This is a genomic window from Pseudobdellovibrionaceae bacterium, from assembly GCA_020635075.1.
Classification (GTDB): Bacteria; Bdellovibrionota; Bdellovibrionia; order Bdellovibrionales; family UBA1609; genus JADZEO01.
Genome location: JACKAM010000001.1, coordinates 2,202,316 through 2,215,149 on the forward strand (window position 1 = coordinate 2,202,316; position 12,834 = coordinate 2,215,149).

The window sequence follows — 12,834 nt, forward strand, 5'->3', positions numbered from 1 at the left end:
ATGACCTGACCAGGACGATTTCGAAACCCTTGGCGCCTTCCGCCTAGTTCCGACCGAACTTGCGGCGGAATTCCATGAAATGGTCATAAAAGCTATTGGAATCTATTGCTTCGTTGAATCTGGAATTCAAATCAAATGGGCCCTCAAAGGTCTTGGATCCCTTCCAAAAGGTACCTCGGTGAAGTGCTGCAAAGTGGGGTTTATTCGCATTCAGCAACGTGAGCGCAGATCCGGAAGAAGTGCTGCCCGTATCTCCATCATGAATGAGTAACCCGGGATGGGACAAACTAGGATGACCAGCTGGGGGGTCAAAAAGTCTAAATGGCTCACAGTTCTTCTGAACAACAGTCTTTTTGTCGGAACTAAAACCCACAGTCATCACGACATTAGGCAAAGCCGTACGATCAAGCTTCTTAAATGGTAAAACAGGTACCTGTTTGTCTTTTGGGACGGCCATGGCTTGAGATTTGATTTCGTTCCAGTTCTGATCTAAAGGCCCCACCCGCGCGCCCACTCTTTCCCTAAGCTTAATAAATGCATAGTCCTTATTGGGATTGCGCTCCTCATCGTCAGTTCCAAACTCATAATCTTCAACATCGTAATACCGCCACTCATAGGCCTCATTCGAGTCCCTTCTCAATTCCCTTGGCACCCACACCTTCACCGTAAAAATAAACTTCTTGATTTCAGCATCACTCATGCGCCTGCCAGAAATCTTGTCTCTAAATGTGTGCGCTGTTGTAATCACCATGTCCCCATCCATGACCAACTGGCTCGATGACTGGCACGGAGTCTCATTCGATATCCTACATGCCTTATCCCGCCCATCGTAAAACATGGCTCCGACACCATAAAACATCTTATCCACATCAGTGGCCGTGCGGTCATAGGGCAACGGACAGCGGCTATCTCGGCCCATGATGGCCGCAGGAATCACCTGCCCAAACTGCTTCAGGTTTTTCGCCAGCCCTGGCGAGTTGTCGCAGCCCTCGGGATGATAGCCATCGACCGGCTCGGTCCAACGCAAGACTGCAGGGGTGAATTGACCACCGTAGATAGAGGACCCACCGTCACTAATAACGTAATCGCCCCGGCGGGAGCTCGCACTGCCTGCCGCTGTTGCCACTGATGGTAGTACTAGAGCGGAAATCAGATAGGTGGCAAAAACACAAACCAGGCGTCCCATCAATTCCGCCCCCACTTACGGCGAAACTCCATAAAGTGGTTGTAGAACGTGTTGCCATCGATGGCTTCGTTAAACCGGCGATTGATATTAAAGTCGCCTCGCTCAGGAAACCTAACTCCGTCGCCATACGTCCCGCGGTGCAAAGCTACAAAATGTGGCCGATCCCCCACCAGCATTGATAACGAGGACCCAGAGGATACCCCGAGAGTATCACCATCATGAGGCAGCAACCCTGGGTACCTTGCCCCTGGATGATTAGAACTAGGGTCGTAAAGCCCAAATGGCTCACAATTCTTCTGAACTTCCACCCCTTTATCATTGCTAAATCCGACGGTCATTACCACATTTGGCAATTTGGATCTATCCACTCTCTTGAAAGGAAGTGGTTGCGACAACCTACTCTCAGGTACTTCAATTCTCTGACTTCTAATCTCCCTCCAGTTAGAATCCAATGGACCTACCCTCTGCCCCACTCTTTCCTTTAGCTTTAGGAATACGTAATCTTTGTTTGGCTCTCTCTCCTCATCATTGGTTCCGAACTCATAATCGTCGATCTCATAGTAACGAAACTCATAGGGAATTCGTGGATCCTTCCTAAACTCCTCTGGTACCCAAACCTTCGTGGTAAACGTAAATTTCCTAATTTCCGCATCTGACATTCGACGGCCCGACTTGGAATCTCTAAATGTGTGCGCCGTCGAAATGACCATATCCCCATCCAGAATCAAATGGGCAGTAGACTGGCAAGGGGCGCCCACGTTAGTTTTACATGCCCCATCCCGCCCATCGTAAAACATGGCTCCGACACCATAAAACATCTTGTCCACATCAGTGGCCGTGCGGTCATAGGGCAAGGGACAGCGGCTATCTCGGCCCATGATGGCCGCAGGAATCACCTGCCCAAACTGCTTTAAGTTTTTCGCCAGCCCTGGCGAGTTGTCGCAGCCCTCGGGATGATAGCCATCGACCGGCTCGGTCCAACGCAAGACTGCAGGGGTGAATTGACCGCCGTAGATAGAGGACCCGCCATCACCAATGACGTAATCTCCTCGGCGGGAGTTCGCACTGCCGGCGGCAAGACTGGTGACAGAAATGGACAAGCCAACGACCAAAATCAGAACCAAAGCTAATGGCCCACAGCCCAGCAAAGACCGAAGAAAACGATCAAACCGGCGATAGATTTGGTCTACAGGTGATGGGACCTTGTTCATGCTTTGTGAGTCTTCCTTTAGTCCTGATTTCCTAGCTAAATCCGTACCAAATCAAAACGATTGAAGGGCCTCAAGCCCCCATCGCTTCGCCTTCAATATCGGGATTTTTCACGCACTTTTGGATTTCTTGGAAAATCGTCGATCAATTTGACGGTCCGGGGTCAAGACCCGCACCCTTGCTGTGATCTCGGCCTCAAGCCCTGAGGGCCCTGGACAGGAAAAACAGGTACCTCCTTGAACCCCGACCAGGTAGAATGATCCCATGAAAATTGAAGACACGTTGACGAGAGCCAGTGGGGCTCTTGACAAAAACTCAATTCGTTATGCTTTGATTGGCGGATTTGCTTTGGCAGCCCACCGTATCGTGCGGGCGACTGTAGATATCGATCTTCTGGTTGATGGAACCGACAAGGCACTTGTCAAAAGCAGTCTCGAGCAAGCGGGATTTCGCGTAGACTGTGAAACGACCGAAGTTCTTCATTTAAGTGGCCCAGGCCAGCTTGATATCCTATTTGCCAACCGACATCACTCCCAGCAGATGCTGGCACGAGCAAAGCCCATCAATAATTTCCCAGTTCCTGTTGTTGATGCCGAGGATTTGATTGGCCTTAAGATCCAGGCTTACAAGAACGCTCCCGAGCGTGAGTTCCAAGACAAGGCCGATATTCAGTCCCTAATGAAGACCTGCAAAGGCTTAGACCAAAACCGTATTGACGAATACGCCCGGATCTTTGATGAGCTCGAGTTCATTCAATCCTTGAGGACAATGCCATGACCTACGAAGAGTACATTGAGTTCTTGAAAGAAGTCTTCAAACTCATGGGCGGCGAACCTCCTCCCCGTCCTCGCCCGCCAGTGAAAATGCCCAACATCAAACTGTAAAAACCCCGGCTTCGGCCCCATCCAACTCTGATATCGGGTATCTGATATCTTGATATCCGATATCAGAATCCCCTGGGCCAACCCCGGCACCCCTCAGACTCTTCCGATTGCGCCGGTAAAAACCGCAGAGTCCTTCCCGACTGGACTTAAGGAGATTTCACTACTGAGGCGATGATCATTGCCCAAGCAATTGAACAGCAGTAAATTACTTTAATATCAATTATTTAAGTGCATTTTTGATGATGTTTAACTCACCAAATGCACTATTTTTGGTGATATTTAATTCACCATATAATTTACTTTTGGTGAATTATATGACACGATAATAGGATGAAGACAAAACGAAAGTCCACCCAAAACCAGAAGTCGATCGTTGAGCAAAAGCTCCGTCCTTGGCTCAAGCTGCGATCAGAGAAAACGCCGCCCTCGGGATGGGTCAAGGCTATACGCGGGGCCTTGGGAATCAACTCCCGTCAACTCGCTGATCTCCTCCGTGTCGACCACTCGGCTGTCGTACGCATGGAGAGTCGTGAGAAACAAAAAAAGATCACTCTCGAACTCCTGGACAAGGCGGCAGACGCCATGGGCTGCAAGCTCGTCTACGCACTTGTGCCCAAAGACGGCTACAACTCTCTGGATAGTATCCTAGATGAAAAGGCTATGGCCCTCGCAAAAGAAATCGTCCACAAAGTTGAGCACTCAATGCAACTAGAAGCACAAAAGCGAACTTCAAAGAATATTGAAAAGCGCGTTCGTGAGATCGCCAATGACTTGAAAGCCCAAATGGATGGCAGACTGTGGAACTCAAGAAAAAAAGACAACAAGGGTAAAAGGAGTTAAAAATGAAGCTCGTCTACCCGCCCGGGGCCACACCTCTTGATCCCAATGAGACTGCTGGATTAATCCCCAACTACATTACGACTCAAGGCGAGCTCAATGAACTTGAGGGCAAAAACATCGAAAACGCTCTTCTCTGGCTTGGTCAAAAAAAACGAACGGACATTCTCAACACAACATTCGCCTTGGACCTTCACAAGCAAATGTTTGGCGATGTCTGGAAGTGGGCCGGAAAACAACGGACTTCCAACAAAAACATCGGCGTCATGTCTGAACAGATCATGAACCAGTTGGGACTTCTGTTTAGTGATACTCGTCATTGGATCGAGAATCAGACATTTTCCTGGGATGAAATCGGCGTTCGCTTCCATTCTCGGCTCGTCGGGATTCACATTTTCCCTAACGGGAATGGGCGACATGCGCGTCTGATGACAGACGTTTTACTTGAAATGAACAACCTGACCCCATTTACTTGGGGGGCCAATTTAAACTCCAATCCAGTCGACATCGAAGGACCTACCCGTGAGGCGTACATCTCGGCCCTTAAGGAAGCCGATCTCGGCAATTTCGATCCGCTGTTGAAGTTTGTCAGGGCCTAATGACGGCTGGGGTGATCTCCTTTCCACCCATCTCGGATATCGGGTATCTGATATCTTGATATCTGATACCAGAAATGAACCCCCCGCAGCACCCAAAGATACCCGGTACCTTCTGGGATCCACCCCCTCCCCTATCCCCTTCCCTAAATATAAGCTAAATAGTTGAAAATTATCATTTAATATCAAACCTCCTCGTAAATAATAAAACATTTTATAGACTTATATTTCTATAACTTGTATTATTAAAACCATGGAAATCAGATCATCTATCGAAAAGTTTCATTTGTTGTGGTGCTCCCAGCTGGCAGCCAAAGTCGACAGAAAGCTTTGGTGCCTTAAGGGGGGCTGTAACTTACGCTTTTTCTTCAACTCTATCAGGTATTCAGAAGACATCGACCTAGATGTCGTCACCGTTCAGCCTCAAACACTAAAAAGAAACGTCGATAAGATCCTCAACTCTAAGGATTTTCAAACGCTCCTGATCAGCCGTGGCCTGGAGCTCGTCGATTGGTCGGCGCCAAAACAGACCGACACCACCCAACGCTGGAAAGCCGCGATAGGGATCAATGGCCTCAGCACTCCGATTCCAACTAAAATCGAATTTTCGCGGCGAACACCTGATATCTCAAACAGCGCGGTGGAGTTCGTCAATAGTCAGATCACCCAGTACCACAAGCTCCAGCCCCTGTTGATTCAACACTACAATCCCGCCAAAGCAACCAAACAGAAGATTCAGGCCCTGAAGGGGCGAGTCGAGACTCAGGCTCGTGACATTATCGACCTGAAATTTCTCAAAGACTCTTTTCCTGAATCTCAGCAGCTGGTTTTATCAGCGCAAGACAAAGAACTCTGTGGAGATGTTCTCATGTCCATTGGTTATGACGACTTCATGTCTCAGGTATGGCCCTACTTGATGACTGAATACCAAGATTATTACCAAATTCCCAAGGTTTGGGATCAAATCCAAGAAGACGTTTTGCTGTTTATCCAAAACCTGCCGGAGAAAGAGTGAACTCGATTCAATTTCTCGCTGCCATTCAAAAGTTCGCAACGCCTCTGTTTACTACCTCAGAGGCGGCGGCCTATTTGAGTATTTCTGAACACTCTGCCGGCAAGTATCTTAAGGCTCTTGAGGATCAGCAGATCGTTACGAGGCTTAAAAGAGGAAAATGGGCTCTCACCTCCGGGGAACTTGACCCATTACAAATCCCAGATTTTCTAACAGCCCCAAAGGAAAGCTATATTTCCCTTCACAGCGCCCTGTTCTTTCACGGAGTCATCGAACAGATCCCCAGTCGTATCTACGCTGTCACCCTGGATCGATCTAATGTCGTCAAGACGCTGCTGGGTGTGATTTCATTCCACCACTGCCACCCGAAGTTCTTCGCTGGATTTGAGTACATCAAACCCTATCTAAAAATGGCTTCGCCCGAAAAGGCCCTGGTTGATTACTTCTATTTTTCTCCCAGCAAGTCCCGACAGTTCAAGACCTTGCCCGAGATCGAAATCCCAAAGTCCTTCTCCTGGAAAAAAGCCCACCAATATTGCCAAATGATTCCCTCAGGCCGCACCCGTGGCCTTGTGTTTACCCGATTAACGGAATTGTCCTAATCCCTATTGCTGTCCGAGATCCTGGAACCATCGAGCAAGCTAAAACTGATCAATTCATTCCATGACCCGTGCTAGGGCAAGGTCCTACCCAGCCTCTGTGGCAGCCTCAATGAACATCTTGAACTCATTAACTGCATCGATCAATTCGTCCACTTCGGTTTCCGAGACAAAATCAGCGAGGTCATAATCGACTTTGTTGCGTTTCCGACGGCAAAGATCAAAGAAGTCGATATACTTTTTGGCCTTTGCCCCGAGAATCTCACTCGCAACATCAAAGGTGGTTTTGTGGTGCCCGATTCTTCCAGTAACTCGATAGCCCCCTTTACGAATAACAAGATTAGCTAGATTTAGAGCTGCGCCATACGCAGTCGCATACCGTCGATCCGCAGACACGCCTTTGACCTGACAATCCTTCAGATCCCGCTCGATCAGCTTAAGCAGGTTACCCAATGATTTGTCGGTAACCACAACCTTCTGGATATCCCCATTATTCAACCAAGGCTGCAAGCTCATCAGGGTTTCCCTTCAAGAATATTTTTTCACCTTCGCAGACCGTTTTGACAAATGAGTCTCCTTTACTGGCCTTTAATGCAAACTCTTTCGGCGAAAAAATTGTCGGATTGATCTCTCGGTCGAGCGATTTCTCAGCCCTCTTTAGTGCCGAAACAAAGTCGGAAAGCTTAAGCTTGCCAACAATCATGACGTCTACATCACTCGTAGCTATCTCTTCGCCCCTGGCCATTGAGCCGTAGATAAAAGCGAGTTCTATTTGATCCGAATGCTTTTTCAAAACCGATTTAATCACGTCGGCAACCCCACCCGTCTTAATCAGGAGCGACTGCAAATCCGTAACACCCGGCAAGGAAGGATTGGCTTTGTAATAGACCCTGTTACCCTCCTTACGAGACTCAAGGATTTCGGCTGATGTCAGGGATGCAAGTTCACGCTGAAGACTCGAGGGCGAAAGCCCCAAGTGGTTGGCCAGATCCGAGAGATACCACCATTTGTCGGGATGAAGTAGGCAAGCAGAGAGAATCGCTTGCCGGGTCTTCGGAAAAAGAGCATCAAGAATTGATTTACGCATTTAACGTAAGAATATACGTAAAATGCGTAAATAGCAAGTCCCAGATTTGTCTCGCCTCAATAGTATGCCCGGTCCGAGATCCTGGACCAGATTCCGAAACTCCGGACTGGGAAGAGAAGCAGCGCTGCGACTCAATCCCCCTTTAACCAATTGATTACTCAGTCTTTAAAGGGAATGGGAAATCCCAGGGCATCCTCTCTTCGTTGGTATCCTCCTTGCTCTTAAGCCAAACATGACCGCAGTTAGCAGGGTACCTCACAAGCGGCTCTCACCACAGGCAATTACCCTGCCCTTTGCTTTACTCTAAGGAGGATCTCCAGGATGACACTCAGACTGAAGGAGGAGCTCTCAAAGCTCACCCAAATTCTTCGTCTTATCCTTTGTCTGCAACTGGCATTGGCCACCCCATTGGCTCAAGCCGAAGAACCTCTGGAGCTCCTTTACACTCGCGCCATCGGGGGTGATCTCACTCAATTTTTATCGGGTCTCGATATTGGCAGTGAGTTTTTCCACTATCAAGATGGCATGGTTTACCAGGCGACTCTTATTAGTAAATCCATCCTCCCAGATGGCACTCCTTATTTTAAAGTGAGCCTATCGAGTCCTGGTCAAGCCGATCTCCCGTACACTGACAATAGCTCAGGGACAGTGCCCATGCCCGAGGGCAACGGATCGGGCACGGGACCTATGCCCGAGGGCACGGTAGGTAACAACCAAACCGGGGGATTTGGCAGTGACCTGATCAATGCCGGCATTGCCTCAGGTGCTGCCATAGGCGGCATTCTCATCACCGAGTTCTCAGGACTCTCCAAGGCCCAGGCCGAATACGACAGGAACATGGGCAAACTGCGCGGACGAATCAACGAGCACCGCGAAGCTATTCAGAATCTGATTGGTCAGATCAGCGAAGACCAGCTCCGAGCCGGCGTTGCCCTGACCCGCACCCAGGAGGTTCTCAAACAAGTCGACCCACAGGCCTTGGCCGAAAGAGTGAGGGCAGCTCTTATAGCTCGCCACCAAGGCTGGCAGAGCTCGCCCTATACCTTGAGATCTTTTGAGTTCACCTCTCAAGACCCTGAGTTTTTGGATCGAGCCATCCCTCTGCGTGATCAGCTAAGCGAGGCAAACATTCATGCCCCAGGCCAAGCACTCGCTTACAATGTGGGCCAGGCCTCGCTAAGAGCGGCTGACAAGGCTTCAGTCGAAGGCGAAAAGCAACTCACTCAAGAGCTCTTAGATGTGGCGACCGTGGCTGCCGATGTCCTCATCGGGTGGGATCCGTTTACCGGTTACGCTCGGAGTTTCACCGAATTCTTCAGTGGTCGCAATATCATTACCGGTGAAGAACTAGGCTCCATCGAACGAACTCTCGCTGGCTTTACATTGATGACCGGTGTTCCAGGAAAGCCCCTAAGACTGACCTTCAGAGCCCTGTCAAAAGCCACACAGCATTTGCCGGTGATCTCCACACGTCTAGCCGCCACCCTCAATCGCATGAAGTGGGCTCTCGGTAAAAAAGAGTCCCTCCCGTTTGCCGAAGGCGCCATCGAGCACATCTGGAAGGGTGAGTTCTCCCTTACCCGCACCTCACTTAAAATCCGTGGAGGCATGCACACTCACTACGGCCTCAAACATTTTCTGGCCGAAAACGAACGACTTGGGTTAAAATACATTTTTAAAGACGTCACCAAGTTCCCAACCATCAACCAAGAGGCCGGCGTGATCTTAAGACAAACCCTCCCCAACGGCGTCACCAGGCTACAGTTTCCGCGGGAGGCGTTTAGCCGGATGGGTTGGACTGCCAAAACAGATAACATTTCGAGAATGAAGTATTTTGGATTTAAAAGTATATTTCCGGAATCTGCGGGCCTTACTGTCTTAAACAAAGTTTCGGATTCTGTCGTTGGTGCTTCTACCTCTGGGCGACGGCATGCCTACTCCTACATAAGAGGAATTCGAGTCAAAGTTACGTTGAATTCTGATTTGCAGATTGTTACAGCATTCCCAGACTGAATTTGGAGACAATATGAGCCTTAATAACGCAATCGATTGGTTTGATCAAATCTGGGAAGAGTTTAGACAGGACGACACTCGAAGCACAGATGGGGTTCCCTATGCGATTAACAAAGAGATCGAAAAAACGCCTTTACTCGTTAACCACGTGATCGATGAGTTTATTCGCGAAGAAGACCTCGAACTAAAGGAAGTCCTCGCCTCCCTCATCGTCTACCACACCCCCTACACCCCCGCCATTGAATGGCTCAGGGACAACTCGGATTGGACCAAAGAGGACTTCGCCGAGTTCGGCATCAATATCGACGACTACTAGTCGAAGACGCTCTTTGTTTTGAAGATTCACTCATGAGTAAGCCCCTAAACCGACAAATCCACGAAAGATACCAGCTCGGCCCGGCTTGCAATCAAGATAGTAATCCATATCTCGTCTTTATTCGCTTTTCTCTGGATCTATTAAGTCAGGGAGGCATCGTCATCACCGACGGAAATGCTCGCTCCAACAACACAGTCTTTAGGGACTTCCAGACTATTGCTGATTTGGACATTCTGGATGTGGCTGCCATTCGGACGGTCAAGTATTCGGGGCAACCTGAAGCCAAGAGGAAAAAACAGGCAGAAATCCTCGTCCCAGATCGCCTAAAAACCAGCCAAATACTTGATTTTATTTGCTATGACCAAAACGCAAAAAATCAAATTCTCGACATTTCGAAGCAATTTGGTGTAAGAAAAAACGTCAAAGTAAACCCGAGCTGGTACTTCGGTACTCGCGGAACAGGTGGTTAGTTTGGTTACTTACGTAAAAGGCGATATCTTTAAGTCTCCAGCACAGGTTCTCACCAATCCTGTTAATTGTGTTGGAGTCATGGGAAAGGGCTTAGCTTTTGCCTTTAAAAACCAATTTCCTGGACTTTTTAAGGATTACAAAACCCGCTGTGACAATAACCAAGTTCTTCCCGGCCAACCTTATTTGTGGGAAAGTGAAACCCATCAGATCTTAAATTTCCCCACCAAAAGACACTGGCGTGACAAATCAGTCCTTCAGGATATCGATGAGGGATTGAAATTCTTGGCCGAAAATTACGAACAAATGGGAATTCAATCCTTGGCTCTGCCCGCCCTTGGCTGTGGACTCGGAGGCTTGCAATGGTCCGAGGTTCAGCCCCTCGTTGAGCAATACCTAGGATCAATCCCTGATCTCGATGTCTATGTATATGCACCAGAGAAGAGTCTCCCTGAAGACAAAGGCTCGCGAAGTGATAAAGATAACTCAGCCGGCGCTGAAGATACTTTTGCTGCCCACCCCTAACTGAGACCCGAAAGCCTTTTACTTACAGTCGTAAAGCCGCTTCATTTTGCAGAGAACTTTCACGCGGTTTGAGACCCGCTGGAAAATATCCTCGTGGGGCTGGCCGATCTCAGACTTGCCGGTGTTCAATCCTGCAAGACCACGGCGTTTCGGGTCCTTTTCGCCACCAGGGAGATACTTTTTGAGATTAAACTTATTAAAGGGGTTCGCGTCCCGTTTGCCTCCACCTAGGCTTGAGGGGCCTCGATACCCACCGCGAGAGTCCACAGGGACTCCACTTACAGAATAACCGCCGCCACCACCGACACCCTTTAAGATGTCAGTATCGTAGCCACCGCCTTGGCCTCCGCCCTGACCGCCATCACCGCCAAAGGGAAAGCCCCCTCCGCCGCCGCCTGAGCCGCCGGTAAAACCGCCACCGTTTTGTGGAACTGCATTGGCTCTTGCTGCCGACCCCATGCCGTCACCAAAAACAGCGTTTTGTTTTTGCGCATCAACAGTCGGAACATTCAGATCACTGCCATCTACTTTGCGAGTGCCAAAGTCCGCCTGGCTAAACCCACTGCCACTTCCGCGATTGACCTGTTGGCCACCGTTCAAGCCTCGGCAAAGAGGATCGTACTGAGCCGCGGGTCCACGACATTTCACACAAATGGGATTAGATGCATTCACCGGATCATTACAGTCGCCGTTAAAGACCGGCTGCTGATCAATATCAGGGAATCCTGTGTTTTGTGCCGTCGCGGCCTTCTCGCACATCTCGGCAAACTTACTGGCCGCTGCACTTTGTACGGCCTGCTGACCCATCGCCGCCACATTGGCATTGTAGCTGGTACAGCGCTCACGACGACCATTGGCTGTCGCCAGCACTGATTGATAATTACCCTTCCAACTGGCAGGGCAGCGCTGGCCTTGGCCATTGTTCGCCCGCCAAACAGTATCTAGCTGATCGCAATCACGAAGGACTTGCTTATATTTGTTCTCCACCTTGCCACAACGATCTTCGCAGCTGCCTTTCTCAGTAAAGCACTTGGCTCCAAGGGCTGTGTTAGCAACCGCTCCACCCATACCGAGTTTTTTCATAAGTTCGCAGTTCTTGGCAATGCCGTCTGGATCATTGCCGTTGCCACTCATGGCATAAACACCAAGAGCACCCATGGCCAGTGATCCAACGGCTGCAACCGAGCCCGCACTCGGACCACTTAAGCCCGAGACACATTGAATGGGATCATTACAACAGATCCGCGCCTTGTTCTGCGAGTCTTCACAGTAGTCACGGTCACTGTTCACTTCAGCTTCCTGGGGAAACCCTGCTGGAGGGCCTTCGCCCACCTGCTGTTGCCCAGGTTGCTGTTCATCAGGATTTCTCGCCTGACTCGTCTCAGGTCGCCCATCAGCTCCACACTTAGGAATCCCTGACTGCTGAAGAGCCGTATTACCCTCTGGATAACAAGTGGGTTTTCCATCAGCATCGCACAATGGGGATGCAGCACCCGCCTGTCTCACATCGTTCACACAAGACGCCGTGGCTGCGCCAGTACCCGGAGCAGCCGGATCCCCTGCCGCAGGATCTCCCACCGGCCTTGCCGCCGGCATGGGCGCCGCAATCGGCGCTGCCTTTTGGTTATCAGCACCATTGGGGCAAGGCATGCCAAACTGACAGTTTCCGGAATCAACTGAACCAACTTCTCCCCCGACAGAGCGACCACCAAACCGGTCCCACTCAATAGGATCCGGAAACTGCACCTGATCCCAACCATAACCATAGCCGGAGAGATCTGAATAGTTCTCATTGTAGTGGACCACATTTGAAGTGCTGAGCTTAAAGGAAGGAGTGAATGAACCATCTGGGTGGCGCTTTCCGCAGTGATCCAAGTGCCTGTCGAACTCATAAGGACAGTGAAGTCCCTGATCACCTTCTTCGGCCCATGTATTGGGGACCACCAAAAATGAGGTCGCCACAAGTAAACACACGGATTTCCAGGAGAACTCGGAAAGAAGCTTCATATTTGTCCCACCCTTAATCGAGCCATGGCAGATCACCTGGCCCAAAGTCTTATCGACTGAGGGGACGCCTCACTTTAGGACAAAACGTGAGCCCA

At 49.8% G+C, this 12,834-nt stretch carries 14 protein-coding genes; 9 read left to right on the top strand and 5 right to left on the bottom strand.

What is annotated here, in order from left to right:
• Positions 1 to 43 precede the first annotated feature (43 nt).
• Complete coding sequence (locus H6624_09460; GenBank protein MCB9084562.1) at positions 44 to 1,186, bottom strand: hypothetical protein; 1,143 nt, start codon at positions 1,184 to 1,186, stop codon at positions 44 to 46.
• On the bottom strand, positions 1,186 to 2,397 hold the full coding sequence (locus H6624_09465; protein MCB9084563.1) for a hypothetical protein: 1,212 nt from the start codon (positions 2,395 to 2,397) through the stop codon (positions 1,186 to 1,188). Before H6624_09465 ends, H6624_09460 begins: the two co-directional genes overlap by 1 nt.
• A gap of 262 nt (positions 2,398 to 2,659) precedes the next feature.
• On the opposite strand from H6624_09465, the gene H6624_09470 reads away from it, so the two are divergent.
• The 5 genes from H6624_09470 to H6624_09490 all read left to right on the top strand — a co-directional run bounded on the left by H6624_09470 (position 2,660) and on the right by H6624_09490 (position 6,326).
• A complete protein-coding gene (locus tag H6624_09470) occupies positions 2,660 to 3,172 on the top strand; it encodes a hypothetical protein (GenBank protein MCB9084564.1) in 513 nt (170 codons plus the stop codon).
• 437 nt (positions 3,173 to 3,609) lie between these two features.
• Entirely contained in the window at positions 3,610 to 4,119 is a 510-nt protein-coding gene (locus H6624_09475; protein MCB9084565.1) for a mobile mystery protein A, read from the top strand.
• A 2-nt stretch (positions 4,120 to 4,121) separates the two neighbouring features.
• Complete coding sequence (locus tag H6624_09480) at positions 4,122 to 4,715, top strand: mobile mystery protein B (protein ID MCB9084566.1); 594 nt, start codon at positions 4,122 to 4,124, stop codon at positions 4,713 to 4,715.
• Positions 4,716 to 4,965: 250 nt separating this feature from the next.
• A complete protein-coding gene (locus H6624_09485) occupies positions 4,966 to 5,727 on the top strand; it encodes a nucleotidyl transferase AbiEii/AbiGii toxin family protein (protein MCB9084567.1) in 762 nt (253 codons plus the stop codon).
• Positions 5,724 to 6,326 carry a hypothetical protein gene (locus H6624_09490; protein MCB9084568.1) on the top strand — a complete coding sequence of 201 codons (603 nt, stop codon included), beginning with the start codon at positions 5,724 to 5,726 and terminating at the stop codon, positions 6,324 to 6,326. Before H6624_09485 ends, H6624_09490 begins: the two co-directional genes overlap by 4 nt.
• An 84-nt stretch (positions 6,327 to 6,410) precedes the next feature.
• On the opposite strand, the gene H6624_09495 is transcribed toward H6624_09490, so the two are convergent.
• Complete coding sequence (locus tag H6624_09495) at positions 6,411 to 6,839, bottom strand: hypothetical protein (protein MCB9084569.1); 429 nt, start codon at positions 6,837 to 6,839, stop codon at positions 6,411 to 6,413.
• Positions 6,814 to 7,131 carry a nucleotidyltransferase domain-containing protein gene (locus H6624_09500; protein ID MCB9084570.1) on the bottom strand — a complete coding sequence of 106 codons (318 nt, stop codon included), beginning with the start codon at positions 7,129 to 7,131 and terminating at the stop codon, positions 6,814 to 6,816. Before H6624_09500 ends, H6624_09495 begins: the two co-directional genes overlap by 26 nt.
• A 600-nt stretch (positions 7,132 to 7,731) precedes the next feature.
• On the opposite strand from H6624_09500, the gene H6624_09505 reads away from it, so the two are divergent.
• Genes H6624_09505 through H6624_09520 form a run of 4 tightly spaced genes read left to right on the top strand, consistent with a single transcriptional unit; the run spans position 7,732 to position 10,732 of the window.
• A complete protein-coding gene (locus tag H6624_09505) occupies positions 7,732 to 9,423 on the top strand; it encodes a hypothetical protein (protein ID MCB9084571.1) in 1,692 nt (563 codons plus the stop codon).
• Between the two features lie 13 nt (positions 9,424 to 9,436).
• On the top strand, positions 9,437 to 9,739 hold the full coding sequence (locus tag H6624_09510; GenBank protein ID MCB9084572.1) for a hypothetical protein: 303 nt from the start codon (positions 9,437 to 9,439) through the stop codon (positions 9,737 to 9,739).
• 32 nt (positions 9,740 to 9,771) lie between these two features.
• Positions 9,772 to 10,209 carry a DUF4433 domain-containing protein gene (locus tag H6624_09515; GenBank protein MCB9084573.1) on the top strand — a complete coding sequence of 146 codons (438 nt, stop codon included), beginning with the start codon at positions 9,772 to 9,774 and terminating at the stop codon, positions 10,207 to 10,209.
• A gap of 1 nt (position 10,210) precedes the next feature.
• Entirely contained in the window at positions 10,211 to 10,732 is a 522-nt protein-coding gene (locus H6624_09520) for a macro domain-containing protein (GenBank protein ID MCB9084574.1), read from the top strand.
• Between the two features lie 18 nt (positions 10,733 to 10,750).
• On the opposite strand, the gene H6624_09525 is transcribed toward H6624_09520, so the two are convergent.
• The gene (locus tag H6624_09525; protein MCB9084575.1) at positions 10,751 to 12,739 is read right to left on the bottom strand and encodes a hypothetical protein; all 1,989 of its coding nucleotides are present in this window, start codon (positions 12,737 to 12,739) and stop codon (positions 10,751 to 10,753) included.
• Positions 12,740 to 12,834 lie beyond the last annotated feature (95 nt).